Origin of the sequence: Brevibacterium sp. FAM 27836 (genome assembly GCF_051351055.1) — a bacterium.
Taxonomy (GTDB): Bacteria; Actinomycetota; Actinomycetes; order Actinomycetales; family Brevibacteriaceae; genus Brevibacterium.
Map to the genome: position 1 here is coordinate 2194071 of NZ_CP195711.1, position 24617 is coordinate 2218687.

General features: G+C 64.6%; 20 protein-coding genes. 11 read left to right on the forward strand and 9 right to left on the reverse strand.

Annotation, left to right across the window (positions count from 1 at the left end):
* Window positions 1-11: 11 nt before the first annotated feature.
* From ACSE4D_RS09895 to ACSE4D_RS09910, 4 genes are all read right to left on the reverse strand, one after another.
* Complete coding sequence (locus tag ACSE4D_RS09895) at window positions 12-1673, reverse strand: FAD/NAD(P)-binding protein (protein WP_425118980.1); 1662 nt, start codon at window positions 1671-1673, stop codon at window positions 12-14.
* Between the two features lie 145 nt (window positions 1674-1818).
* Window positions 1819-3525 carry an ABC transporter permease gene (locus ACSE4D_RS09900; protein WP_425118979.1) on the reverse strand — a complete coding sequence of 569 codons (1707 nt, stop codon included), beginning with the start codon at window positions 3523-3525 and terminating at the stop codon, window positions 1819-1821.
* On the reverse strand, window positions 3522-4553 hold the full coding sequence (locus tag ACSE4D_RS09905; RefSeq protein WP_425118978.1) for an ATP-binding cassette domain-containing protein: 1032 nt from the start codon (window positions 4551-4553) through the stop codon (window positions 3522-3524). The genes ACSE4D_RS09900 and ACSE4D_RS09905 overlap by 4 nt, the downstream gene beginning before the upstream one ends.
* Entirely contained in the window at window positions 4550-5290 is a 741-nt protein-coding gene (locus tag ACSE4D_RS09910; protein ID WP_425118976.1) for a TetR/AcrR family transcriptional regulator, read from the reverse strand. The genes ACSE4D_RS09905 and ACSE4D_RS09910 overlap by 4 nt, the downstream gene beginning before the upstream one ends.
* Window positions 5291-5435: 145 nt before the next feature.
* Here ACSE4D_RS09910 and ACSE4D_RS09915 point away from each other — a divergent pair, with 145 nt between their 5' ends.
* The gene (locus tag ACSE4D_RS09915) at window positions 5436-5777 is read left to right on the forward strand and encodes an ArsR/SmtB family transcription factor (protein WP_301537710.1); all 342 of its coding nucleotides are present in this window, start codon (window positions 5436-5438) and stop codon (window positions 5775-5777) included.
* Window positions 5778-5810: 33 nt separating this feature from the next.
* Entirely contained in the window at window positions 5811-6299 is a 489-nt protein-coding gene (locus ACSE4D_RS09920) for an SRPBCC family protein (protein WP_425118975.1), read from the forward strand.
* 179 nt (window positions 6300-6478) lie between these two features.
* Here the strand turns inward: ACSE4D_RS09920 and ACSE4D_RS09925 are convergent, their stop codons facing one another.
* Window positions 6479-7798 (reverse strand): MFS transporter, encoded by a 1320-nt coding sequence (locus tag ACSE4D_RS09925; protein WP_425118974.1) that lies wholly within the window; start codon window positions 7796-7798, stop codon window positions 6479-6481.
* Between the two features lie 296 nt (window positions 7799-8094).
* On the opposite strand from ACSE4D_RS09925, the gene ACSE4D_RS09930 reads away from it, so the two are divergent.
* Window positions 8095-9891: a BCCT family transporter gene (locus ACSE4D_RS09930; protein ID WP_425119068.1), complete on the forward strand. Its 1797-nt coding sequence runs from the start codon at window positions 8095-8097 to the stop codon at window positions 9889-9891.
* A 217-nt stretch (window positions 9892-10108) separates the two neighbouring features.
* Window positions 10109-11134: a class II fructose-bisphosphate aldolase gene (gene fbaA, locus ACSE4D_RS09935; protein WP_425118973.1), complete on the forward strand. Its 1026-nt coding sequence runs from the start codon at window positions 10109-10111 to the stop codon at window positions 11132-11134.
* 413 nt (window positions 11135-11547) lie between these two features.
* Here the strand turns inward: fbaA and ACSE4D_RS09940 are convergent, their stop codons facing one another.
* Window positions 11548-13086, reverse strand: a complete 1539-nt coding sequence (locus tag ACSE4D_RS09940; RefSeq protein WP_425118972.1) for an alanine/glycine:cation symporter family protein — start codon at window positions 13084-13086, stop codon at window positions 11548-11550.
* 461 nt (window positions 13087-13547) lie between these two features.
* Here ACSE4D_RS09940 and ACSE4D_RS09945 point away from each other — a divergent pair, with 461 nt between their 5' ends.
* The 4 genes from ACSE4D_RS09945 (at window position 13548) to ACSE4D_RS09960 (ending at window position 19344) form a co-directional block, all read left to right on the forward strand.
* A complete protein-coding gene (locus ACSE4D_RS09945; RefSeq protein ID WP_425118971.1) occupies window positions 13548-15182 on the forward strand; it encodes an ABC transporter substrate-binding protein in 1635 nt (544 codons plus the stop codon).
* 159 nt (window positions 15183-15341) lie between these two features.
* Window positions 15342-16433 (forward strand): ABC transporter permease, encoded by a 1092-nt coding sequence (locus ACSE4D_RS09950; protein ID WP_425118970.1) that lies wholly within the window; start codon window positions 15342-15344, stop codon window positions 16431-16433.
* Window positions 16433-17494, forward strand: a complete 1062-nt coding sequence (locus ACSE4D_RS09955; protein WP_425118969.1) for an ABC transporter permease — start codon at window positions 16433-16435, stop codon at window positions 17492-17494. The genes ACSE4D_RS09950 and ACSE4D_RS09955 overlap by 1 nt, the downstream gene beginning before the upstream one ends.
* A complete protein-coding gene (locus tag ACSE4D_RS09960; protein ID WP_425118968.1) occupies window positions 17491-19344 on the forward strand; it encodes a dipeptide ABC transporter ATP-binding protein in 1854 nt (617 codons plus the stop codon). Before ACSE4D_RS09955 ends, ACSE4D_RS09960 begins: the two co-directional genes overlap by 4 nt.
* Window positions 19345-19412: 68 nt before the next feature.
* On the opposite strand, the gene ACSE4D_RS09965 is transcribed toward ACSE4D_RS09960, so the two are convergent.
* Window positions 19413-20072 (reverse strand): TetR/AcrR family transcriptional regulator, encoded by a 660-nt coding sequence (locus tag ACSE4D_RS09965; RefSeq protein ID WP_425118967.1) that lies wholly within the window; start codon window positions 20070-20072, stop codon window positions 19413-19415.
* Between the two features lie 336 nt (window positions 20073-20408).
* Here ACSE4D_RS09965 and ACSE4D_RS09970 point away from each other — a divergent pair, with 336 nt between their 5' ends.
* The 3 genes from ACSE4D_RS09970 to ACSE4D_RS09980 all read left to right on the forward strand — a co-directional run bounded on the left by ACSE4D_RS09970 (window position 20409) and on the right by ACSE4D_RS09980 (window position 22449).
* Window positions 20409-20987 carry an NADPH-dependent FMN reductase gene (locus ACSE4D_RS09970; RefSeq protein ID WP_425118966.1) on the forward strand — a complete coding sequence of 193 codons (579 nt, stop codon included), beginning with the start codon at window positions 20409-20411 and terminating at the stop codon, window positions 20985-20987.
* Between the two features lie 376 nt (window positions 20988-21363).
* Complete coding sequence (locus ACSE4D_RS09975; protein ID WP_135539716.1) at window positions 21364-22125, forward strand: SDR family NAD(P)-dependent oxidoreductase; 762 nt, start codon at window positions 21364-21366, stop codon at window positions 22123-22125.
* 84 nt (window positions 22126-22209) lie between these two features.
* Complete coding sequence (locus tag ACSE4D_RS09980) at window positions 22210-22449, forward strand: hypothetical protein (protein ID WP_135539718.1); 240 nt, start codon at window positions 22210-22212, stop codon at window positions 22447-22449.
* Window positions 22450-22480: 31 nt separating this feature from the next.
* Here ACSE4D_RS09980 and ACSE4D_RS09985 read toward each other — a convergent pair whose 3' ends face one another.
* Both ACSE4D_RS09985 and ACSE4D_RS09990 read right to left on the reverse strand, forming a co-directional pair.
* Window positions 22481-23113 (reverse strand): response regulator, encoded by a 633-nt coding sequence (locus ACSE4D_RS09985; protein ID WP_135539720.1) that lies wholly within the window; start codon window positions 23111-23113, stop codon window positions 22481-22483.
* Window positions 23110-24546: a sensor histidine kinase gene (locus tag ACSE4D_RS09990; protein WP_135539722.1), complete on the reverse strand. Its 1437-nt coding sequence runs from the start codon at window positions 24544-24546 to the stop codon at window positions 23110-23112. The genes ACSE4D_RS09985 and ACSE4D_RS09990 overlap by 4 nt, the downstream gene beginning before the upstream one ends.
* Between the last annotated feature and the right edge of the window lie 71 nt (window positions 24547-24617).

Sequence of the window (24617 nt, forward strand, 5' to 3'; positions counted from 1 at the left end):
GGGCAGCGAGTTCAGACGGTGATCAGCTGCTCTCTTGCCGAGCGACGGCTGAGAGTGTCAGCGACGAGCTCCTCAGCTACCTTGCCTGCAAGCTGCATGATCCGGACTACACTCTCGATATGCCAGAGGGCCGAACTCCCGTGATGGTGTCCGGCGATCAGCGGTCCGAGGACGAAGATGCCCGGATTGGCACGGAACGAACCATCCAGGGCAAGCCCGGACTTCGAAGCCGAAGGCTTCACTGTTCCCGCGCCGAGCATCTGTCGCAGCAGTGGGGAGTGGGTGTCTGTGACTCGTTCGAATCCCGTGGCATTGATGATCACCGCATAGCCGTGATCCGGGGTGTTCGGGGCACCGACAGTCGGGAAGAGGGTCGATGCGGTTGGCCGGTCCACATCGGCGAACAGCATACCCTCAAGATGAAGCGCTTCTCGAAATCGCCCGGGGACGCAGGCTATGCTTCCGTCTGAGATGCCTTCGTCGAGTAGGTCGACGGCATCACCCCCGGCTTGGCGCAGCAGGTCGGAGATGGCGCGTCCGTGTTCGGTTGCCATGGAGCACAGCTCATAGTCCTCCATATAGGCCAGAGAGGACCCGACTGCTGCGATCAGCGCTTCGATCTTCGATTTGAAGCTGTGGTGGTCGACCGATGCCGCAAGCTCCGCGCGCACCGCGGCATGCAGCTCCCTCGCCCGTAACGGAGTCTCTGCCGCAGCAGACTCGAGCAGCCGGTCGACGATCGGTGTCGGTGCCCGTTCGTCGGAGCGGTCGTGATGCCAATGGTGAGGTCGTCCCTGGGGCGAGAGGATGGTGAGCCTGGCGCCGGTGTCCTGTCTGAGCCTGTGCGATGCGAGAAGGAACTCCAGAGCATCCGCATTTCCGCCCACCAGCAGGATCTCCCGCTTCTCAAGCGGCAACGACATCAACCGGCCCTTGATCCTCTCGATCACGTGTTCAATCCCCGGAGCGTGGATATCATCGACGAAGCCCGCGGCGAGGTGATCGTCGATGACGGTCGAATCGCCGTCGGTGACTGCCAGCTGCCGCACTGGTGGTGAGCCGATGGCCAGCAGCATGGAACACGCATGAAGGGTGAAGCGCACCTCACCGTCAGAAGTCCTTTCGCGCAGATGGGCACCTCCGTGACCGTCCCCGATCACCTCATTGACATCAGCATGGACGAAGTCGACTTCGACGAAGCCCCGGGTAAGATCGACGGCACGTTCGACGAGCTCAGCCAGATACTGTCCGTAGAGTCGGCGCGGAAGATAGAGACCGTCCCATCTGCCGGCACGCACCTCGTCTTCGTGGCGAAGGATCCAGTCCCGATCCATGGCCTGGGCCAGAAGCGAATCGGGGGGCAGGCCAGCTGCTGCCCAGGCGAGCATCTCCTCTCGTCGTTCCTCAAGCCAACTGATGAACTCACCGCGCTCGCGGTCTGGGAGGAAATTCTCCAGTGCCGAGATCAGAAGCGAGGAGCGTCCCGAACGATGACCGTAGGGGATACCGGAATGGAACTGCTCGTCTCGGTCGATGACCGTGATGCGGATGCCGTCATCGAGTGATGACTTCCGCTCGGCAAGCAGGGAGAGGATCTGCAGCAGCCCATGTGTGCCTGAGGCTCCTGAACCAAGGATGGCAATGTCCACTTCATGTGCTGAAGGTTTTCTCATCGTCGAGACTGCTTTCGTCGAAATGACACATGGTGACCCCAGGATAGTCCGCCGGCCGAACACCCACAGTCACGAATTCATCTCAATTCGGCTCCCTTCTGCTCTTCTTCTCCCCAGATTCTCCCCGGAGGCCGGGCCTTCGCCTTCACACCGTGACGAGGTCCCTGCGCCGGAACCCGAGCACACCGAGGATCACGAGGACGGCAGCAATCGCGACCAGTGCCACGACCGCCTCGGGAGACAGATCCTGGGCAGGATACTGGCCGATGTGAACGAACACGGAAGTGTCGAGGACCGCCTCGTCGAGGTCCATCATCTGTCCGAACAGGGCCAGGCCGGCACTGCAGGCGAAGACGATCCAGGTCAGGCCCTGCAGCCTCGGTGCGCAGCCGTAGAGTGCGAGGGCGAGCCCGAGCAGAGCCCACACGGATGCGGTCTGAGCGATGTGGCCGAGGATCGTCGGTCCCAGCAGAGACCAGCCGCCGGTCGATGCGGCCGCTCCCAGCCCCTCGCCGAGGCCTGCCAGGGCCAGCAGCCAGAGCGAGCCCAGCAGTGTCACAGACATCCACGACAGCACCCAGCGGCCGCGTCCCACGGCCGTGGCGAGCACGGGCTCCGTGCGCAGCCCCGACTCCTCGGCCCGCAGCCCCGAGGCGGCGATGATCGCATAGGCGGCGACGATCATGGCGAAGTAGAGGGCCATATAGCCGATGTAGCCGTCGACGATTCCACTCGAGCCGCCCATGAGATCGAGGATCTCCGGTGGCATCCCAGCCGCACCGTCGCGCATGACTCCGGTGAAGGAGCCGAAGATCAGCGCCATGGCGAAGACCCCGATCGACCACCAGACCAGACTCGAACGCTGCAGACGAAGTGCCAGTCCTGTGCTCGTCGACAGAGCAGATGAGGCGTGGGCCCGGCCCAGGCGGTCGGCGAAGATCCCCGCCGACAGATCGCGGCGAGACTGGAGCAGCACGCTCACAGGGACGAGGACGACGATGGCTGCCACTGACAGCAGCAGTGGCATCCAGCGATCGAGAGTGTACGGGGCCGTCTGCTGCGACCAGCCCAGTGGGGAGAGCCAGGAGAGCCATTTCAGGTCGCCACCCGAAACGGCCGACATGTCACCGAGGCCGCGGACGACGAACGCCGCAGCGAGGACTGCTCCGGCGATGCCTGAGGCTGCCCGAGAGAACGAGCTCAGCTGCACGGTGACGCCCGTGATCGTTGCGAACACGCAGCCTGCCGCGGCGATGCTCGCGCCGAAGAGGAGGGCAGAGGAGAAGGGGTCGGGCTTCGCTTCGGAGAAGAAGAATGTCAGGGACATGAGGAACCCGGCCACCAGGTTCATTACCACTGTGAGACCCAGCGCGGCCAGAAGCTGCGTGTGGCGGCCGACCACGTTCGCTCTCAGCAGTTCTGCCCGACCGGTCTGCTCCTCGGCGCGGGTGTGCCGAGTCATCGTGGTGATCGACATCAGGGCAGCGCCGAGCATGAGGAAGACCCCGTACATGCCGACGACGAAGCGTGGGATCGTGATCTCATCCATTCCGTAGCCCGGGCCGGTGATCAGACCCATCACGGGATTCTTCGCGAACACCACCATCGAGGCCAGGGTGCCTTCGTCCATGACGACCGCGATCGCATTTGCGAAGTAGGCGTTGAGGGCGGCGAGGCTGAGAATCCAGATGGGCGCTCGCCACCTGTCTCGTCGGCCCATGAGCCGCAGCAGAGTCCACAGGCCGGCCACCTCGGAGCTGCCGTGGTCCTCTGAATGACGGCCGCGGCCGGAACGGTTCAGCCGTGCATCATTCCGGTTGGGGGCGCCGGCGGTGCGTGCCAGGAGGGTCATGGCTCCTCCTTCGCAAGGAGCCCGCGGCCGGAAGCAGTGTGGCGACTCGCGGAGCCGCTGCGACCGGCAGTACCGCGAGCACCGGCAGTACCGGCAGCGTTGCCGTAGTGACGCAGCAGCAGCTGTTCGAGCGTGGGCGGCGTCGCTGTCAGCGCCCGGATCTCATGCTCGCCGAGAGCGCGCATGATGGCGGGAAGCTCGGCGGTGTCGGCGCTGAAGTGCAGCTGCGGTCCCTCACGGACCAGATCGTGGACTCCGGGCATGTTCTGCAGTTGCGGAATCTCCGACTCCACTTCGACGGTGACCGTTGTTCGGGAGAGGTGGCGCAGGTCCGACAACGCGCCGGATTCGACGATTCGTCCCGATCTGATGATCGAGACACGGTCGGCCAATGCCTCCACCTGCGCGAGGATGTGACTGGAGAGCAGCACCGTGCGTCCTTCCTCCTTCGCCTCTCGGATGCACTGCTGGAAGACGGCCTCCATGAGCGGGTCGAGCCCGGCAGTCGGTTCGTCGAGCAGCAGAAGATCGACGTGTGAGGCCAGCGCCGAGATCAGCGCAACCTTCTGCCGATTGCCCTTCGAATAGGTTCGGCCCTTCTTACGCGGGTCGAGGTCGAAGCGCTCGATGAGTTCATCGCGCTTGCGGGTATCGACCCCGCCGCGCAGCCGCGCGAACAGATCGATTGCCTCGCCCCCGCTCAGACTCGGCCAGAGTTCGACGTCGCCGGGAACGTAGGCGAGCCTGCGGTGAAGGGGCACCGCACGCTTCCAGGGGTCCTGTCCGAGGAGTCTGATGCGACCCGAATCGTGTTTGAGGATGCCCAGCAGGATCCTGATGGCCGTCGACTTGCCGGCCCCGTTCGGGCCCAGGAATCCGTGGACCTCGCCGCGTGCCACCTCGAGGGACAGCCCGTCGAGCGCGCGGACGCGGCCGTAGCTCTTGACCACGTCCCGCATGGAGATGGCCATGGAGTCGGTGTCGGCAACCGCCGAGGTGGACGGTGGAGTGTTCGTCGCTGTGGTCATGGCTGATCGCCTCCTGAGGGTTTGGTGGGGTCGGGTGCCGCATCGTCGGGAATCGTGCTGTCGGGGATCGCGCTGTCGGGGATCGTCTCGAAGACGCCGTTGAGGTAGAGGTCGAGCAGGTGGGGTGCGAGCCGAGTCATCGTCTCCGCTGTGCCATTCGTACCCAGAGAGGTCTGCAGTCGGTGTTCGAGCATCGACGGCGCCAGTGCCAACGTCGCGAGAGTCGCCGCCTGCCCCCGAGGATCCTCACTCTGCCGAAACGTGTATCCGGCGAAGCCATGGGCGATGTAGTCCTCGACGAGACCGATGTAGTGCTCGAAATGGCGTTGGCCGTGTTCGCTGGGATCCAGCAGAGACTTCATGAGGTAGTTGAAGTTCATCGCCATACTCGGATCGTCGAAGAACATCCGCATGACGCGAGCGGAGTATTCGACATTCGCGGCTTGGGCCTCGGAGATGGCATCGAAGACGTGGTTGTCGCAGACGGTGCGCAGCCTCTCCTTCGACCCGAAGTGGTGGATGACGAGCCCGGGGGAGACCCCGGCCGCCGAGGCGATGCTGCGGATCGTCGATTTTGTGAACCCGTGGATGGCGAACTCCGAAATCGCGGCAGTGCGAATCCGGTCCGCAGTCTCCGGGGAGGCATTGGGAGAACGAGCAGGCTTTGCCTCTGCCGGTTCGGGAGTCTGCCTCGCTGTCGGCTTCCTCGAGTTCGATTCGTCGTGTGTTGAACGCATGTTTAATATTAAACGCGCGTTCAATCATGGAGTCAATGGGGCGGGTGAATTTTTTCGGGTCGAGCCGACCGGGAGTTGCGCCGGCGGTCTCGCGTAGAGGTGGTTCATCTCTTGACGTACAACCGAATGGTTGTATAATTTGACTATGGAAGCACTTTCCGACGATCAGGTGGACCTGATGTTTCAGGCATTGGCCGATCGGACGCGTCGCGACATCGTGCGGCGGGTCATGGTCGAAGAGCTTTCGGTGTCCGAGCTCGCAGATTCCTATGACATGAGCTTTGCAGGGGTGCAGAAGCACGTTGCTGTGCTTGAGCGTGCGAAGATCGTGTCGAAACGGCGGGTCGGACGCGCCCAGATCGCGCACGTCGAAATGGGTGCGATTCGCACCGTGGCCTCACTGCTGAGCGAGCTTGAGGAAATGTGGCGTGCACGGATCGAACGCATCGATGACCTGCTGGCCCAGGATGGGGCCGACGGTCTGTGATGCGAACACGATGAGACGAACAAAGGAGTTGTCATGCCAGTCATTGAAACCACCCACGACGAAGAGAACCTGACTCTGACGATGGTCGCCGAATTCGCGGCACCTCCCGAACGGGTCTGGGAGGTCTACGCCGACCCGCGCCAGCTCGAGAAGGTCTGGGGGCCGCCCACCTATCCGGCAACGGTGGTCGACCACTCTTTGGTGCCAGGGGGTCGGGTCACCTACTTTATGACCAGCCCTGAGGGTGAGAAGTTCTGCGGGCTCTGGGAAGTGTCCTCGGTCGACGCTCCGAGGCAATTGGCATTCCGCGACTATTTCGCGGACGAGGACTTCAACATCGATGAGTCGATGCCCGGCAGCGGCAGCGTCTTCACCTTCAGTGAGGTCGACGGGGGGACGCGGGCCACCTACGAATCGACCTTCGACTCCCTCGAGAGCCTCAAAACCGTACTCGAGATGGGCATGGTCGAAGGCGCCACGAGCGCGATGAGCCAGATTGACGACCTGCTTGCTCAGGACTGAGGTGGACTCGGCACGAGAATGCGAAACGGTTGGCAAGTTCTCTTCGATCTGAGACTCAATTATCGAAGAGAACTTGCCAACCGTTGGCGCAGCGGCGGCGCAGGCTCCAGCGGCGGCGCAGGCTCCAGCGGCGGCGCCGATGCGCGGCGGTGCAGAGGCTCCAGCGGCGGCGCGGCAGCTCAGCGTTCGGTCTGTGCCTGCATCGAGTGGCGTGGTGCCTCGGGGCCGACCGGGATGATGAGGAGCAGGCCGACGAATAGCACGATGAGGATCCCCGCCGTGCCGGCTCTTTGGAAGCCGAGGATCGAGATCGAGAGGGCGAACATGGCCGGGCCGAGGAAGCTCACAGCACGACCGGTCGTGGCATAGAGTCCGAAGTTCTCCCCAGCACGTTCGGGTGGAGTGATCCTGGCCAGGAAGGACCTGCTCGAAGCCTGCACCGGTCCGACGCAGAAGCTGAGCACAAGCGCACAGATCCAGAACACGACGGGATCGTCGCTGAAGAGGATCGGCAGGCCGCCGATGAGGATGATGATGAGCCCGGTGATGATCACGGGCTTCGGCCCGAGCCGGTCATCGAAGAATCCGGCGATCATAGCTCCCGCGCCGGCAGCGACGTTGGCGGCGACGCCCAAGATGATGATCTCCGAAGGCGAGAAGCCGTAGCTGCCTGCGGCCAGCACCCCGGCGAAGGCGAAGATCGCGGCCAGCCCGTCGCGGAACACCGCCGATGCGATGAAGAACCGCAGCGTCTGATGCTCCTCCTTCCACATCCGCACGAGGCGGCGGACGAGCACGGCATAGTCGGCGATGAACGACTTGATCGGGTGCCCAGCTGATGGGTTCGCAGTCTGCGCACTCGGTGCTGTGAAGAGCACAGGCACGGCGAAGATCGCGAACCAGGTCGCCGACATGACGGCGACGACCCGGAACCTCATCCCGCCCTCGTCCCCGGCACCGAAGAGCCCCACCTCGGGCTGGATGACGAGGACGAGGAGAATGACGAGAAGGACGAGGCCGCCTGCGTAGCCCATGCCCCAGCCGAAGCCCGAGACCTTCCCGACGTTGCCAGGCTGGGTGATGCGGACCATGATGCCGTTGTAGGACACCTCGGCGAATTCGAAGAACACGCTGCCCATGGCGATGAGCAGGAGACCCAGCCACAGGTAGTCGGGGGAGTCGCGGACGAAGAAGAGCCCGAACATCGTGAGAATGACGATTCCGGTGTGGATTCCCAGCCACAGCTTATGCCGACCGCCGGAGTCGGCCCGAGTGCCCGCTGCCGGTGCGACCAAGGCGATGATGAACCCGGCCGCAGCCATCGACCAGCCCAGCGCCGAGGAACCGGATTCCTCTGTCGCCGCCACGCTCTTCGTCAGATACGGCGAGAAGACGAAGGTGATGATGACGGCGTTGAACGACGCCGACCCCCAATCCCAGAGGGCCCAGCTCAGCACTCGGGAACGGGACCCCGCCGGCGATATCGGATTCGTCTGCATGACGCCACTGTAGATGAATCGTCATCGCTGCAGGTGCCGCTGGCGATTCGGGTGATTGTCCTCATCGAGCTGCTGTTCCCGCGGTGGTTGTCCTCAGCGAGGTGCTGTTCTCGCCGTGATTGTCCCTACAGTCTGCTGAGAATAGCTTGATAGCTACGGTACATTACGGCAGAGTTGGTAGACGTTCACAGCCACTCGATCCGAAAGGCCTCATGGATACCTCCGACGAGAAGGAGAGCGCTGGGGTGGGAGAGACGACCACCTCGGCGCCGAAGAACGACGCTGAAAATCCGCATATGCTCATCGATTCGCCCGATCCGATTCGGTTGCATCTGCCGAGCGAGGTGTCGCTGGCAGATGCCGACACCGATGACGAGATTACCGCGAAGCTGAAAGCACAGGGCGTGCGCCTGGGCAAGGGACTCATCGCTCCGGCCGTCTTCTGGCCTTCCCTGATCGCAATTCTGGGCGTTGCGCTGCTTGCGATCTTCCTGCCCGACGGCACCAACACGGTCCTGACGAGCGTCAACGATTGGATCGTCGCCGACCTTGGTTGGTATTACATGCTCGTCGTCGGCGGGTTCGTCATCTTCTCCATCGTGATCGGATTCTCGAAGTTCGGGAAGATCACTCTCGGCCGTGACGGAGAGAAACCCGAGTTCGGAGTCTTCTCCTGGTTCGCCATGCTCTTCGCAGCCGGTATGGGCATCGGCCTGGTCTTCTATGGTGTCGGTGAGCCACTGACCTATGCCACATCCGGCCCCAAGCCAGGATGGGACGGCAGCGAAGCGGATATCTCCAAGCTGGCGATGGCTCAGACCTTCATCCACTGGGGACTGCATCCTTGGGCGATCTACGCCGTGATCGGACTGGCGTTGGCCTACGCGATTCACCGCCGTGGACGTCCTGTCTCGATCCGCTGGGCGCTCGAGCCTCTGCTCGGGCACCGCGTCAAGGGCTGGATGGGCGATATCATCGACATCCTCGCCATCTTCGGTACCGTCTTCGGCATTGCGACCTCCCTGGGGCTCGGTGTCCAGCAGATCTCGTCCGGCCTCCAAGCGATCGGGCTGGTCGGTGAGGTCGACAATATGTTCCTCGTCATCCTCATCGTCGTCATCACCTTCCTGGCTACCCTGTCCGTGATCTCGGGAGTGGGCGCGGGAATCAAGTGGCTGTCGAACATCAACCTGTCGCTGGCGGGACTCCTCCTCATCGCCGTGCTGCTGCTCGGCCCCACCTTGTTCCTGTTCCAGAACCTCATCGAGTCCCTCGGCGTCTACCTGGCGAACTTCTTCAACATGACCTTCGACGTCGGTGCCTACACCGGCGAAGAAGGCGCCGAGTGGGCATCGAGCTGGACGATCTTCTACTGGGGCTGGTGGATCTCCTGGGCCCCGTTCGTCGGTGTGTTCATCGCCCGCATCTCGCGGGGACGCACCGTCCGGGAGTTCATCGCCGGCGTCCTCCTCGTACCCACCGTGGTCGGATTCATCTGGTTCGCCGCACTCGGCGGCACGGGAATCTATCGACAGCTCTTCGGTGAGGGCGGCCTGGTCGACCCGGAAGAGGGAGTCGTGGCAGAGAAGGTGCTCTTCGACGTGCTCAGCTCCCTGCCGATGGGCAGCATTCTGTCTGTGGTTGCCATCATCCTCGTGGCGATCTTCTTCATCACCTCCTCGGATTCCGGATCGCTGGTCGTCGACATGTTGGCCTCCGGCGGACACCCGAACCCGCCGGTGTGGTCACGTGTGCTGTTCGCCGCACTCGAGGGCGCTCTGGCGATCGGACTGCTCCTGGCCGGCGGCCTCGGTGCTCTGCAGGCGGCCTCCCTGGCTACGGCGCTGCCGTTCAGCATCATCCTGATATTCATCGCGATCTCGATGGTGCGGGCGTTCCAGATCGAATCCCTCAGAGCTCGGGAGATCGAAACCGGTCAGCGTACTCACGAGGTCGGTGAACACATCGCCGATGACTTCGACGAATACCTCGGCGACAAGGTCGATGCACGTATCGACTATCGGCTGTCACGGACCAGGGGCGTGTTGACCAGAACCCCGAAGGAAGAGCGGAAGGCCAAGGGCACCCAATAGACGCCGGCACTCGGCAGGCCTCTCACCTGGCTGTCGAGCGAGCCGTTGAAGCAGCCGAGGCGGCCCGGGTTTCGACCCGGGTCGCCTCTGCTGGCTGCGCCAACGGGTTCAGGAGCCAGAATTCTTCGGCCACGGCGGGGAGCACTTCAGGCTCTACCCATGACCGAGTAGTCTGGGAGCAAACGAGCGCATCGAATCCACCGACCAAGGAGCCCATATGCCCATTGCAAGCCCCGAAGTGTATTCCGAGATGATCAGCCGTGCGAAGTCCGAGGGCTTCGCCTATCCGGCGATCAACTGCACGTCTTCGCAGACGATCAACGCGGCCATCCGCGGGTTCGCCGAGGCCGGGTCCGACGGCATCGTGCAGATCTCCACGGGCGGCGCCGAGTACATCTCGGGTCCGACGATCAAGGACCGTGTGCGCGGCGCGATCGCGTTCTCCGTCTTCGCCGCCGAGGTGGCCAAGAGCTACGACGTCAACATCGCTCTGCACACCGACCACGCCCCGAGGCAGGCCGTCGAAGAGTGGGTCAAGCCCCTGCTCGCGGCCTCGACCGAGCGGGTGAAGAACGGCGGCGAGCCCTACTTCCAGTCGCATATGTGGGACGGTTCGGCGGTTCCGCTCGATGAGAACCTCGTCCTCGCCGAGGAGCTGCTCGAGCTCTCGGCCGCCGCGCATTCGATCCTCGAGATCGAGGTCGGCGTCGTCGGCGGCGAGGAGGACGGCGTCGAGAACGAGATCAACGACAAGCTCTACACGACCGTCGATGACGGCCTGGCCACCGCACGTGCCCTCGGCACCGGCGAGAAGGGCCGCTACCTCACGGCTCTGACCTTCGGCAACGTCCACGGCGTGTACAAGCCCGGCAACGTCAAGCTGCGTCCCGAGCTCCTCGGTGAGATCCAGGAGAAGGTTGGGGCAGAAGTCGGCAAGAAGTCTCCGTTCGACCTCGTCTTCCACGGCGGTTCGGGATCGAGTGAAGAGGAGATCGCCGAGGCGGTCCGCCACGGAGTCGTGAAGATGAACATCGACACCGACACCCAGTACGCCTTCACACGCCCGGTCGTCGAGCACATGCTGCGCAACTACGACGGCGTGCTCAAGATCGACGGCGAAGTCGGCGACAAGAAGCTCTACGACCCGCGCTCCTACGGCAAAGCGGCAGAGGCGAACATGGCCGCGCGCATCGTCGAGGCCTGCGAGAACCTCGGCTCGGCGGGCACCAGCCTGAAGAACTGAGCCCGGCACGCAGACTGTGGTCTGAGTCCGAGCATTCGCAGCAGCGGCCGTCGTCCGGAACCGGGCGGCGGCCGCTGCTCTCTGTCTGCAGGCGTGAACGGGCAAAGAGTGGTCGCTTTCGGATACTTTCTGGCAAACAGTGGTCGCAATCGGATACTTTCAGCGTCGGAAACTATCCGTTAGTGACCTAAGTTTCGGCCGGGGCGCCGCTGTGAATGACACGAGGTCCGGGACGCCATTGTCCCGGACCTCGCTATTCACTCGTACCTCGTCCCACTCCGCGGAAACGGCTGACCGTCAGCCCTCCGGCCGGGCCACCGATGCCGGGCAACCGCCGCCGGGCCACGACGGCGGGCGGCGGTCGCTCAGCCCTCGGGCCGGGCCACCGATGGCGGGCGGCGGGCGGCCGTCGCTCAGCCCTGCGGCACGGCGTCGCCGGCCTTGAGGCGTGCCACCCGCTGGTCCCAGAAGTCGGCGTTGCGCACACCGAGCTTCTCGGGCTCGAACACCGGGTCCAGTCCGTGCTTGGTCTGGCGTTCGAAGTCGCGCAGGAGCTTGAACGCCGGCTGCTGCAGGATGAGGATCGCAATGATGTTCAGCCAGGCCATGAGTCCCACGCCGATGTCACCGAGCGCCCAAGCACTGCCCGAAGCCGACATCGCGCCGACGGCCACCGCGATGACGATGACCAGCTGCAGGATCCGCTTGGCCACGGCCAGGACCATGGTGTTCCTGATCTTGCCCAGCAGGTACACGAGGTTCGTCTCGGCCATGTAGTAGTAGGCGACCATGGTCGTCAGGGCGAAGAGGAAGATCGAGATCGCGATGAAGGATCCGCCGAAGCCGGAGAGCATCGAGTCGAGACCGGCCTGCGGCCATTTCTCGCCCGGTGTGGCGGCGATGGCCTCGGCCATCTGGCCGCGCCCGGTGCCGATGATCGTCTCTCCGTCGGTGTCGAAGACCTTGTACATGCCCGTGGAGAGGATCATGAACGCAGTGGCCGAGCACACGAAGAGCGTGTCGATGTAGACGGAGCCGGCCTGGACGAGTCCCTGCTTGCTCGGATGGGAGACCTCGGCGGCCGACGCCGCGTGCGGTCCGGTTCCCTGACCGGCCTCGTTCGAGTAGATGCCGCGCTGGACACCCCACTGCACGGCCATGCCGATGATGCCGCCGAACGCCGCTTCCTGTCCGGCGTCGATGCCGAAGGCGGACTTGAAGACGAGTTCGAACACCGGGATGATCTGATCGGCGTTGACCAGGGTCACCGCAATGGCGGCGATGATGTAGATGACGGCCATGAAGGGCACCGCCAGCGAAGCGAAGTGCGCGATGCGCTTGATGCCGCCGATGACGATGAAGCCCATGATGATGACCAGTGCGATCGCTGTCACCCAGGTGGGCAGGCTCCACGCGTTCTCCACGGCTCCCGAGATCGCATTGGCCTGGATGCCCGGCAGCATGAAGCTCATGGCGATGACCGTGACGGCCGCAAAGACCATGCCGTAGACCTTGAACAGGCCACGGGCCTTGGTGTGACGGTAGGCCTTCTCGATGTAGAAGGCAGGACCGCCGCGGTATTCGCCGGTGCGGGGGTCCTGTTCCTTGAAGACCTGCCCCAGCGTCGATTCGACATAGGACGTCGAGGCGCCCAGCAGAGCGGAGATCCACATCCACACGACGGCACCGGGCCCGCCGAAGCCGATGGCGGTGGCGACACCGGCGATGTTGCCGACGCCGACGCGACCGGCCAGGGAGATCGCGAGGGCCTGGAAGGACGAGACTCCCTCATTGGAGCTCTTGCCCCTGAACATCTGCTTGAAGATGGCAGGAATCTGACGGATCTGCACCGCCCGTGAGCGGATCGTGAAATAGACACCGGCGCCGAGGCACAGGTAGACGAGGGCGGACGACCACACCACGTCATTGAGCCATTCGATGAAAGCGGACACGCTTCTCCATTCGTTTCTCCGAGCCGGGATCACCGGTTCGGCATTGCTGAGGGAATGTCTGTGCCAGAGCGCTGACCGCCGTGTGAGCAATCACCACCGAGCGAGCAATCAACTCCACGAGAGTTTCTCGGCAGTTCTCTGTGATGCACCTCATAAGTGAAACCGATTGTGATCTGTCGCGCAAATCGACGTCGCCGAGGCGGCTCGACCTCGCCGCGACCGCCTCGTCCGCATCGGCGGAGGCTACGACAAGGAGGGTTTCGCTGTGTCGGTGGGGCCGCCTCGGCGATGGGGGTCGGTTCGGCCCGATTCGGATCGGCGGCGAATCATTGCGAAGTCATTGCGATGTGGCTCACCGGCTATGAGCCAGTTCACTATTTGGGACGGGAACCGTATGATGTGGTGCGGATCTCTTCGAGCAAAGACGACACGAAGAGCACATTTGGAATGACAGGAACACCATGAAACGACGCACTGGTGCGAAGGCCGTGGCCATCGCCGCGGCGGGGGCTCTGCTCCTCTCCGCCTGCTCCACCTCGACGACGGGAGGCGGCGACGGGGATGACAAGGGCGGCATGCTCACGGTAGGAACCACGGACAAGGTTGTGGCGCTGGACCCGGCCGCCTCGTACGACAACGGAAGCTCACTCGTCGAGCAGCAGGTCTACCCCTTCATCCTCGCGTACAAGCCCGGCACGGCCGAGCTCAACCCCTCGATCGCCGAATCCGCGGACTTCACCGAACCCACGAAGTACGAGGTCAAGCTCAAGGACGGGCTCAAGTACGCCAACGGCAATGAACTGACCTCCTCGGATGTGAAGTTCTCCTTCGAGCGGCAGCTGAAGATCCAGGATCCCAACGGACCGTCCTCGCTGCTCGGCGGGCTGAAGTCCGTGGAGACCCCGGATGAGAAGACCGTGATCTTCAACCTCAAACGCAAGAACGACCAGACCTGGCCGGGAGTGCTCGCCAGCGCGGCCGGTCCGATCGTCGACGAGGACGTGTTCTCGGCGGACAAGGTCACCGAGGACCAGGACATCGTCGACGGCAAGGCCTTCGCCGGTCCGTACACGATCGACGGCTTCAAGTTCAATGAGCTGCTCACCTACAAGGCGAACGAGGACTATCAGGGCTTTATCGAGCCGGCGAAGACCGAGACCGTGCAGATGAAGTACTACTCGGACGCGAACAACATGAAGCTCGACGTCCAAGAGGGCACCATCGACGTCGCCTGGCGTTCGCTCTCGGCCACCGACATCGACGACCTCGGCAAGAACGAGGACCTCAAGGTCCACAAGGGCCCCGGCGGAGAGATCCGCTACATCGTGTTCAACATGGACACGATGCCCTTCGGTGCGAAGACCGATGAGGCCGATGAGAAGAAGTCGCTCGCGGTCCGTCAAGCCATGGCTGACTCCGTCGACCGTCAGGCCATCGCCAGCCAGGTCTACAAGGACACCTTCACTCCGCTGTTCTCGCACGTGCCCGAAGGCCTGCCCGGTGCAGACGAGCCGCTGAAGGCCGAGTACGGCGACGGCAACGGCGGGGCCGATGTCGAGAAGGCGAAGAAGGCGCTCAAGGACGCCGGTGTCGAGACACCGGTCGAGCTCAAGCTGCAGTACAACCCGGACCACTACGGTCCGTCCTCGGGCGACGAGTACGCCTTGGTGAAGGATCAGTTGGACAAGACCGGTCTGTTCAAGGTCGACCTCCAGTCGACCGAATGGGTGCAGTACAACAAGGACCGCACCGATGACGTGTACCCGATGTACCAGCTGGGTTGGTTCCCCGACTACTCGGATGCTGACAACTACCTCGTGCCGTTCTTCTACGACACGGACGACACCCCGTCGTTCCTCGGCAACCACTACCGGGATAAGACGATGAACAAGGAGCTCAACGCTCAGTCCTCCATCGCCGATGAAGGCAAGCGCGAGGAAGCTCTGAAGAAGATCCAGGGTCAGCTCGCCGACGAGCTGCCGACCCTGCCGCTGCTCCAGGGCAACCAGATCGCGGTGTCCGGCAAGGACATCAAGGGCGTCGACGACACCCTCGATCCCGCGTTCCAGTTCCGGCTGGCGCTGCTGAGCAAGTGATCACCCCCACGAGGTGCAGGTGAGCCGGTCAGGCCGCCTGCACCTCGTGGCGCGTTCGCGGCGCACTCACGCCGATCCGCGTGAGCTGCCGCCCATCGCCGGGCGCGCCCATCCGCGAGCCCGGCCGCGGACACCTCGAAACACATCCCAAAGGAACACATGTCTGCTGCCATCAGCGAACCAGGGGCGGAGGCCGCCGAGACTTCGGTCGCGGTCAAGAAGCCCTCGGGAGGCGGTCTGGGACGTTACGTCCTCATCCGCTTCCTCCTCATCATTCCCACCATCTTCATTCTCACCACTCTGGTGTTCTTCCTCATGCGCATCACCGGTGACCCGATCACCGCGGCGCTGGGCGGACGCCTGACGAAGGCCCAACTGGCCGAGCGCGTCCAGGCCGCCGGCTACGACCGGCCCCTCCTCGTCCAATACTTCGAGTACATGGGCAACCTGCTCAAGGGCGACTTCGGCACCGCGGTCTCCGACGGCCAGCCGGTCTCGGCAATCCTCCTCAACTATGGGGCGGCGACCGTCGAACTCGTCTTCTACGCGCTCATCGTCGCGTTCGTCATCGGCATCCCGCTGGGCATGCTCGCCGCCTACCACCGCGACAAGGCCCCGGATGCCGCACTGCGAGTGCTCGCGATCCTCGGCTACGCGACCCCGGTGTTCTTCGCCGGCATGATCCTCAAGCTCATCTTCGGCGTCTTCCTGCCGATCCTGCCCGTGGCCGGTCGCGGCACCACACAGACCGAATACATCATGTCCGGAGTCGTGGGCCCGACCCGGATCTACCTCATCGACGCCCTGCGGATCGGGAACTTCTCCGTCCTCGGCGATGTGCTCGCCCATGCGGTGCTGCCGGCGATCGCCCTCGGCGTCCTCACCGCCGGAGTCTTCCTCCGGCTCGTGCGCACGAACCTCATCGGCACTCTCGAACAGCAGTACATCGACTCGGGCCGATCCCGCGGCATCTCCGAATACCGCCTGGTCACCAAGCATGCCTACCGTCCGGCGCTGATCCCGATCATCACCGTCATGGGCATGCAGATCGCTCTCATGCTCGCCGGCGCCGTGCTCACTGAGACGACATTCGAATGGAAGGGGCTCGGCTTCAAACTCGCCGAATACCTCACCGCGCGTGACTTCGTGGCCGTGCAGGGAATCGTCGTGTTCCTCGCCGTCATCGTCGCGTTCACGAACTTCCTCGTGGACGTCATCGCCGCATTCATCGACCCGAGAGTGAGGTACTGATGTCCACTCCAGACAATCCACAGAACCCCTCGTCGACGCCGTCGACGGAGATCTTCGCCGAGGTGGCTCCCGGTTCCGGTGTCCCCGCGCTGGCCTTCGACGAGAAGGCGAAGAAGTCCTGGTTCTCCCGGCTGCCGATCGTCTCCCATCTGCGTCAGTCCGTGGGACTGCAGCGCGGAATGCTCATCACCGGGCTCGTGCTGTGCGGGATCGTCCTCATCAGCGCGATCTTCGCCCCGCTCATCGCCCCCTACGGCTTCAATCAGCTCGGCACCTCCGAAGGCAACTTCGGGTCGAAGCTGCCTCCCGGAGGCTCCCACATCTGGGGCACGACGGTCGGCGGCTACGATGTCTTCTCCCGCGTGGTCTGGGGCGCGCAGACCGCAGTGGCCGTCATCGTCGTGGCCGTGATCATGTCGATCTTCGCCGGTGTCATCCTCGGCCTCATCTCCGGGTACCTCGGTGGGTGGCTCGACCGCATCCTCGTCGTCATCGCCGATGCCGTCTATGCCTTCCCCACCCTGCTGCTCGCGCTGGTCATGTCGATCGCGATCTCCGGCGGCCAGTCGAGTGCGTGGGGCGGCATCGCCGCGGCCGCGTTCTCGATCACCGTGGTCTTCATCCCCCAGTACTTCCGGGTCGTGCGCGCCGAGACGCTGCGGCTGAAGGCCGAGCCCTTCGTCGAATCGGCGATCGTGCTGGGGGCGTCGAAGACGCGCATCATCTCCAAGCACATCTTCCGCAACGCAACACGGACCCTGCCGCTGATCTTCACGCTCAACTCCTCCGAGGCGATCCTCACCCTCGCCGGACTCGGGTTCCTGGGCTTCGGCATCGAACCCACCTCGGCGTCGGAATGGGGCTATGACCTCAACAAGGCACTGCCGGATGTCACCTCCGGCGTGTGGTGGACCGCGGTGTTCCCGGGGCTTGCGATCGTGCTCACGGTGCTCGGCATCACCCTGGTCGGTGAGTCGATGAACGATCTCAACGACCCGCGCCTGCGGGTGCGGCGGAAAGCGAAGACGAAGAACGTCAGAACTGCGGAGGTCAAGGCATGAGCAGGAAGTCACATGAGCAGGCCGGTCCTGCGACCGACAACGTCCTCGACGTCGACGGACTCGATGTCACCTTCTCCACCGACGGAGGCGAAGTCCACGCGGTCAAGGACGTATCGCTGTCCGTCTCACCCGGTGAGGTGCTCGCCATCGTCGGCGAGTCCGGTTCCGGCAAGACAGTGACCGCCAGGTCCATCCTCGGGCTGCTGCCGGAGACGGCGCAGCGCTCGGGCGCCATCGTCATCTCCGGGCAGAACGTGCTCAGCGTCTCCGCCGAGGAACTGCGGGCCATGCGCGGACGTGACGTGGCGATGGTCTTCCAGGAGCCTTCGACCGCACTCAATCCCGTCTACACCGTGGGCTGGCAGATCGCCGAAGGCCTGCGCGCCCACGACAGGAAGGCGAACAAGGCCGATCTCAAGGCCCGCGTCGTCGCGGCGATGGAGCAGGTCGGAATCCCGGATGCCGAGAACCGCTTCGACTACTATCCGCACCAGTTCTCGGGCGGGCAGAAGCAGCGCATCGTTATCGCCATGGCACTTGCCCTGGGCGCGAAGCTCATCGTCGCCGACGAGCCGACCACGGCCCTCGACGTCACCGTGCAGGCCGAGATCCTCGATCTGCTGCGGGAGCTGCGTGATGAGACGGGCACATCCATCGTGCTCATCACCCACAACATGGGTGTTGTCGCCGACCTCGCCGACCGGGTGGCCGTGATGTTCCGCGGCGACCTCGTCGAGGTCTCCTCTGTCGAGCAGCTCTTCAGCGACCCGCAGGAGCAGTACACGCGGGAACTGCTCGCCGCCGTGCCCCGGATCGGATCGACCGTGGCAGGCAGCCGGAAGGCCGCTGCCGCCGAGGCAGGGGCCGGGTCGGGTACGACCGCGCGGGACCCGTCGGTGGCCGAACCTGCGTCGGCGGGCACCGCCTCGGCGGGGGAGACATCGATCAGCACCGCCTCGGCGGGGGAGGCCTCGATCGGCACCGCCTCGGCGGGGGAGCGAGATGCGGGGGAGCGAGACGCGCGGGAGTCGATCGTCTCCGCTCGCGATCTCGACATCGTCTATCCCGGCGGCATCGGCCGAGACGATTTCCACGCAGTGAAGAAGGTCAGCTTCGACATCAAGGCCGGTGAGGTCTACGGCCTCGTCGGCGAATCGGGATCGGGCAAGACGACGATCGGGCGCGCAATTGCGGGTCTGACCAGGGCCAGCGGGGGAAGCCTCAAAGTGCTCGGTCATGAGATGGTCGGGTTCAAGGAACGCGAGTTCTCGAAGATCCGGCGGCGGATCGGGTTCGTGTTCCAGGACCCGGCGGCCTCGTTCAACCCGCATCTGACGATCGGGGAATGCGTCGCCGAACCGTTTGCGATCCACCGTCGGGAGATGAGCGCCGCGGATCGGTCGAAGCGGGTGATCGAGCTGCTCGATTCGGTGCAGCTGCCGAGGGCCTATGCGGCCAGGTACCCGCACGAGCTCTCGGGCGGGCAGCGGCAGCGGGCGTCGTTGGCGCGCGGTCTGGCGCTTGATCCGGAACTAGTCATCGCCGATGAGCCGACCTCGGCGCTGGACGTGTCGGTGCAGGCGAAGGTGCTCGAGCTGTTCGTCGAGCTGCAGAATCGCTTCGACTTCGCGGCCCTGTTCATCAGCCACGATCTCGCCGTCGTCGATATGCTCTCCGACAGCATCGGGGTGCTCTTCCACGGTGAGCTGCTCGAAGAGGGCACAGGTGAACAGGTGCTCGGTGCGCCGAGGGAGGATTACACGAAGCGTCTGATCGCTTCGCTGCCGGTGCCGGATCCGGCCGAGCAGGCCAAGCGCCGCGAGCTCGCCCGCTCCCTCCGCACCCCCTAATTGCCACCTGACGGCGGCCCAGCAACCTCGCGCAAGGTTGCTGGGCCGCCGTCAGGTAGTAAGGGAGGTTATTTGGGGTCGGCGATGAAGTCGAGCATTCCGGCCTGATTGACCGGCAGGCTGAGCAGGCGGTCGAGCTCTTCCGCGGAGGGATCGATGCCAAGGATGCGCAGCGAGTACTGCGTGAAGTCGCGTTCGATCATGTCCGGGGTGAGATCGCCCGTGGGCCGGTACCACAGCGAGAGCGAATTGCAGATCGAGTGGATCGCACGAGTGGCCAGGGCCGCACTGTCGACGCGGAAACTTCCGGCCTCGACGCCGGCGCGGACGATATCGCCCACGATCTCCCGGGCCTCACGCTGGAGTTCCTTGACCTGAACGGCATTGTCCCCGGTGAGACGCTCGGTGTCGCGAATGAGCACGGTCGAGACCGACACATTCTCCGTGCGGTAGCGGGCGAGGTAGCGCACGGCCACGGTGAGCTGATCGACCGGGTCGTCGTCGACCTCGGCGATGACCGCACGGGCATGCTCGATGTACCACGAGTACGCGGTGTGGACGAGTTCGTAGAGCGCTTCCTGCTTCGAAGGGAAGTAATAGTAGAGTGCGGAGAGGCTCAGCCCCGCCGTCTGTGCGATGTCGCGGATGGATGCGCCGTCGAATCCCTTGTCCGCAAAGGTATCCCGGGCCGAGCGGAGGATGTTGTTGCGGCCGTTTGTTGAACGCACGATGACCGGACTCCTTTGCCTAGTTTTCGTCGAGGCCGACTTTTCTATCGAACAGTCTTTCACTTGCCCCACGACCATACACGACGGGCCCCGCTCTCGGGCGCGATTCCACAGGGAACTTCACCTAAGGCCCGCGGAATCGATGATCGCCGAGGCGGCCGTGCCTACCGCGGGAGACCGCGCCGCCGCGTGATCAAGGTCACTCGAGCGGCGGGGAATGATTGACGGTTCAACAATGTTGGCGTGGGTGGAGCGCACAGGAGACCTGTGCCGCGGCCACTGTGCGACGGTGCCGCATCCGCCCGTCTGACACCGACTACCGATTTGAGGACCCACATGCTCAACATTGCCATCATCCCCGGAACCTCGCGTCCGCAGGCGCTCAATCCCCAGATCGTCGCCTGGGTCAACGATCAGCTGGCGGGCAACGATGACGTCCGCGCCGAGGTCGTCGACTTCGGTGATTTCGATCTGCCCCTGCTCGACGAGGTCGTCCCTGCGGGCGCCAAGATGTACGGCAATGACCACACCAAGGCCTGGGGCGCCAAGCTCGAGGAGTTCGACGCCTTCATCTTCGTCACCCCCGAGTACAACCACTCGATCTCCGGCTCGCTGAAGAACGCGCTCGACTTCGTCGCCACCGAGTTCAACCACAAGGTCGCAGGAATCGTGAACTACGGTGCCGACAAGGGTGTGCGCGCCGCCGAGCACCTGCGCCACATCCTGGCCAACTACAAGCTCGCCGTCGTCCGCGACCAGGCCTCGTTCTCGATCTTCACCGACGTCACCGATGGCACGTTCGCCCCGACCGAGGTCTCTGCCGCGCCGTTCGCCTCGATGGTCGCCGACATCGTCAGCTGGGGCGAAGCCCTCAAGTCCGTGCGCGAAGCCAGCGCCGAGGTGCAGGCCGCCTGAGCAGCCCACGTTCACATTCGTTGACCCCAGGGCAGGGTCCGGGACCTGTGTGCCCTGAGGCCCGCACGCTCTGAGAACACACGCCCAAGGCCCGCCGATCAATGATCAGCGGGCCTTGCGCTGTTTGCATCCGGAACCGCAGCCGCCTGTGCCGCCGCCGGGCCGATCGCACCCTCATTCAACCGCCGCCGGGCCGTTCGCCCCCTCGTTCAACGGAAAATCAGGTTTTCGCACCGGCCTCGCATCGATAACCTGATTCTCCGTTGAACGAGGTCCCGCCATAGGAAGGTGACCGGTCCCACAGCGCTGCGTTAGAGTCGCAACGACAGATCGTTCACTCAACGACGCCACGATCCCCGCGATGCAAAGGACACCTATGGATCTGCAGAACACCGTCGCCCTCGTCACCGGCGGAGCCTCCGGCCTCGGCCGGGCCACCACCGAACGCCTCCTGGCGGCCGGCGCCCAGGTCGTCATGGTCGACCTCAACGCCGAGGTCGGTGAGCAGGTCGCCGCCGAACTCGGCGACTCCGCCCACTTCGTCGCCGCCGATGTCACGAACGAAGACGAGATCCAGGCCGCCGTCGACACCGCCACCGGACTCGGCGCCCTGCGCGTCGTCGTCAACTGCGCCGGAGTCGCAACACCGGGCAAGCTCGTCTCCCGCAAGGGACCGCTGCCCCTCGACGCCTTCCAGAAGGTGCTGGGCATCAATATCGTCGGCACCGTCAACGTCTGCCGCCTCGCCGCCGCGGCCATGCAGGGCCAGGAGGCCACCGGCGAGGAGCGCGGAGTCATCATCAACACCGCCTCCGTCGCGGCCTTCGACGGACAGATCGGCCAGATCGCCTACTCGGCGTCAAAGGGCGCCGTCGCCTCGGTGACCCTCCCGATGGCTCGCGAACTCGCGGCCTCCCTCATCCGCGTGGTCACCATCGCCCCAGGCATCTTCGAGACCCCGATGATGGCGGGACTGCCCGCCGAGGCGCAGGAATCCCTCGGCAAGTCCGTGCCCCATCCGGCCCGCCTGGGCAAGCCGACCGAATATGCCCAGCTCGTCGAATCGATCGTGGCGAACCCGATGCTCAACGGTGAGACGATCCGCCTCGACGGCGCGATCCGCATGGCCCCGAAATGATCGGCTGAACCCTCGCCGAGGCGGCTGGCCGCCCGTGCGTGAATCGCGGGCAGTCGCCTTCGCGAGGCAGTCGGTCCGCGGAAGATGAACTTCCTCGGCCGTGCGGGAATCATCGGAGTGGCCGTCTGCGCAGCGACCATGGGCACCGCACAGGTGCTGAGCTGGACGGGAGCCGACGGCGCAGCCTCCCTGGCGGCGCTGCTGACCCTTGTGCCCGCCCTCCTCACCCTCTGTGGTTTCGGCTCCTGGGCGTTGCGGGATACGACTGGCGAAGGCGTGAGCATATCGAGCAATATGAGCTCGATCTCCATCTCGCATACATGAGTACACCGAAGAGCCGGGTTCTCAGCGGTTCTCAGCGGTTCTCGTTGACGAGCAGCGCCAGCTGCACCCGTGAGCTCACCTCGAGCTTGTCGAAGATGCGCGCAAGGTGGGTCTTCACGGTCGCTGTTGAGACGAACAGCGACCGTCCCACCTGCGCGTTCGTCATTCCCTGCGCGACCGCCTCGGCGATCTCCCGCTCCCGCGTCGACAGGGAAGCGAGCGGATCCGGGCCCGGCGCCGAGGCGGTCGGGCCGGACGTGAGCAAGGTGGCCAATGCGGTCGCCGACAAGGTGCGGGTGCCGTCGGCGGCGGCTCGCACCGCGTTGATGAGCTCCTCGGGCGGGGTGTCCTTGAGGATGTAGCCGGCGGCCCCGGACTGCAGGGCGCGATGGATGAAATCGTCGGTGCCGAAAGCCGTGAGCATGAGCACCTGCGGGTGCTCGGGATCCGACAGCAGCGTCTGCGCCGCCTCGAGGCCGTCGACGCCGGGCATTCGGATGTCCATGAGGACGAGGTCGGGATTCAGTCGACGGGCGAGATCGATGGCCTCGTGCCCGTCGGCCGCCTCGGCGATGACGTCGATGTCCTCGGCCGCGCCGAGGAGGAGCCGCAGTCCCGAACGCATGAGCGATTCGTCGTCGGCGATGATGACACGGATCGTCACGCTTCTTCCTCCTGCTGCCCGTCCGGCGGCGTCCCGTCCGAACCGTCCTCGTCCTCGGTCGCCGCTTCCGCTTCCGTGGCGCTTCCCTCGGTTGTGAAGACTGCGGGGTCGATGGGGATGCGGGCGCGGAGGGTGAATTCGGGGGCCGTCGTCACGGTGAGGTCTCCGCCCATGGCCTCCATTCTCTCTCGCAGTCCCAACAGCCCCAAGCCGGAACCGGTGACGAGCTGCTGTGCCCCGGCGCGGAACGCAGGGCCCAAACCGGTGTGGGGGTTGCTCGCAACGAGTTCGAGGCGACCCTCCGCCTCGTCGAGGCCGACCTTGATCGTCACCTTCTGACCCGGTGCGTGTTTGACGGCGTTCGTGATCGCCTCCTGGGCGAAACGGTAGATCGTCGTCCGCTCCAGTGCACTGCACCGCTGGAGTGCCGCGGCACAGACGGGGTCGATATAGCGCAGTTCGGCGATGTGGCCGCGGGCCGCGACGAGGCGGTCGATGTCGGGGTCGATGACCGTGCCCTGGTCATCACTGCGGAGCATCGTGAGGACCTCGCGGAGTTCGATTCCGGATCGGCGGGCGGCATCGGCGATGAGGCGCGCGCTTTCGCGCACGTCCTCGGGGTCGAGGTCCTGCCTCACGGACAGGGCTCCGGAGTACATGGCGATGACGGACAGATGATGGGACAGGGAATCGTGCATGTCGCGGGCGATGCCGCGACGCACCTCGGCGATGGCGCGATCTTGGCGGGAGCGTTCGCGCAGCAGGGTCTGAGCGGCGGAGTCGATGAGGCCCTGTTCGCGGGAACCGCGGATGACGCCGATGGCGACGATGACGGCATAGACGATGCTGCTGAAGAGGAAGATCGGAAGCTCGAACGCGCCGGCGGCCTGCGGGGTGAGGACGTAGGTCGACAGGAGGGCGGCCAGTGCGGCGGCGAGGGCGAGGAAGTCAAGAGCCCAGCTGCGCCGGGCCGACAGTGACACGAGGATGAGGGACGCAGCGAGGAACCCGACCGTGCTGACCGTGCCGCAGAGGAGGCCGATGATGCCGACGGTGACCGGGATCCAGCCGCCGGGGCGGCGTTGGAGTGACTCGACGGAGCCGTCGGCGGCGAGGAACTCCTCACCGCCGCGACCCGTGACGGTGAGGAATTCGCCGAGCTTCTCCGCGGCGAGGACCTTCGGACGCAGCTGCTTGCGCGGGACCCGACGTCCGTCGAAGAAGAGGACGAGAGGCAGGCAGATGAGGGAGACGAGACCGAAGACGAAGTGGACCAGCAGTTCGGCGCTGAGCGCATCGGCTTCGGAACCGGCGTCCTCCGGTGAGGGCCAATCGGCCCCGACGACGATGACGAGCAGGAGCACACCGACGGCGGCGGCGATGCCTGTCCAGAGCAGGGCATGCGCGAGCGGGCGGCCGGTTCGAGATGTCACGCTTCGACCCTACCCGGGCGACCGCTGGGAGGCTGTCGTCCGAAAGGATGAAATCCGTTCGGACCCATGGT

Bases quoted from the DNA above. Each gene is read 5' to 3' on its own strand.
- ACSE4D_RS09895 (WP_425118980.1), bottom strand. From the start codon at position 1,673: ATGAGAAAACCTTCAGCACATGAAGTGGACATTGCCATCCTTGGTTCA.
- ACSE4D_RS09900 (WP_425118979.1), bottom strand. From the start codon at position 3,525: ATGACCCTCCTGGCACGCACCGCCGGCGCCCCCAACCGGAATGATGCA.
- ACSE4D_RS09905 (WP_425118978.1), bottom strand. From the start codon at position 4,553: ATGACCACAGCGACGAACACTCCACCGTCCACCTCGGCGGTTGCCGAC.
- ACSE4D_RS09910 (WP_425118976.1), bottom strand. From the start codon at position 5,290: ATGCGTTCAACACACGACGAATCGAACTCGAGGAAGCCGACAGCGAGG.
- ACSE4D_RS09915 (WP_301537710.1), top strand. From the start codon at position 5,436: ATGGAAGCACTTTCCGACGATCAGGTGGACCTGATGTTTCAGGCATTG.
- ACSE4D_RS09920 (WP_425118975.1), top strand. From the start codon at position 5,811: ATGCCAGTCATTGAAACCACCCACGACGAAGAGAACCTGACTCTGACG.
- ACSE4D_RS09925 (WP_425118974.1), bottom strand. From the start codon at position 7,798: ATGCAGACGAATCCGATATCGCCGGCGGGGTCCCGTTCCCGAGTGCTG.
- ACSE4D_RS09930 (WP_425119068.1), top strand. From the start codon at position 8,095: ATGCTCATCGATTCGCCCGATCCGATTCGGTTGCATCTGCCGAGCGAG.
- fbaA (WP_425118973.1), top strand. From the start codon at position 10,109: ATGCCCATTGCAAGCCCCGAAGTGTATTCCGAGATGATCAGCCGTGCG.
- ACSE4D_RS09945 (WP_425118971.1), top strand. From the start codon at position 13,548: ATGAAACGACGCACTGGTGCGAAGGCCGTGGCCATCGCCGCGGCGGGG.
- ACSE4D_RS09950 (WP_425118970.1), top strand. From the start codon at position 15,342: ATGTCTGCTGCCATCAGCGAACCAGGGGCGGAGGCCGCCGAGACTTCG.
- ACSE4D_RS09955 (WP_425118969.1), top strand. From the start codon at position 16,433: ATGTCCACTCCAGACAATCCACAGAACCCCTCGTCGACGCCGTCGACG.
- ACSE4D_RS09960 (WP_425118968.1), top strand. From the start codon at position 17,491: ATGAGCAGGAAGTCACATGAGCAGGCCGGTCCTGCGACCGACAACGTC.
- ACSE4D_RS09970 (WP_425118966.1), top strand. From the start codon at position 20,409: ATGCTCAACATTGCCATCATCCCCGGAACCTCGCGTCCGCAGGCGCTC.
- ACSE4D_RS09975 (WP_135539716.1), top strand. From the start codon at position 21,364: ATGGATCTGCAGAACACCGTCGCCCTCGTCACCGGCGGAGCCTCCGGC.
- ACSE4D_RS09980 (WP_135539718.1), top strand. From the start codon at position 22,210: ATGAACTTCCTCGGCCGTGCGGGAATCATCGGAGTGGCCGTCTGCGCA.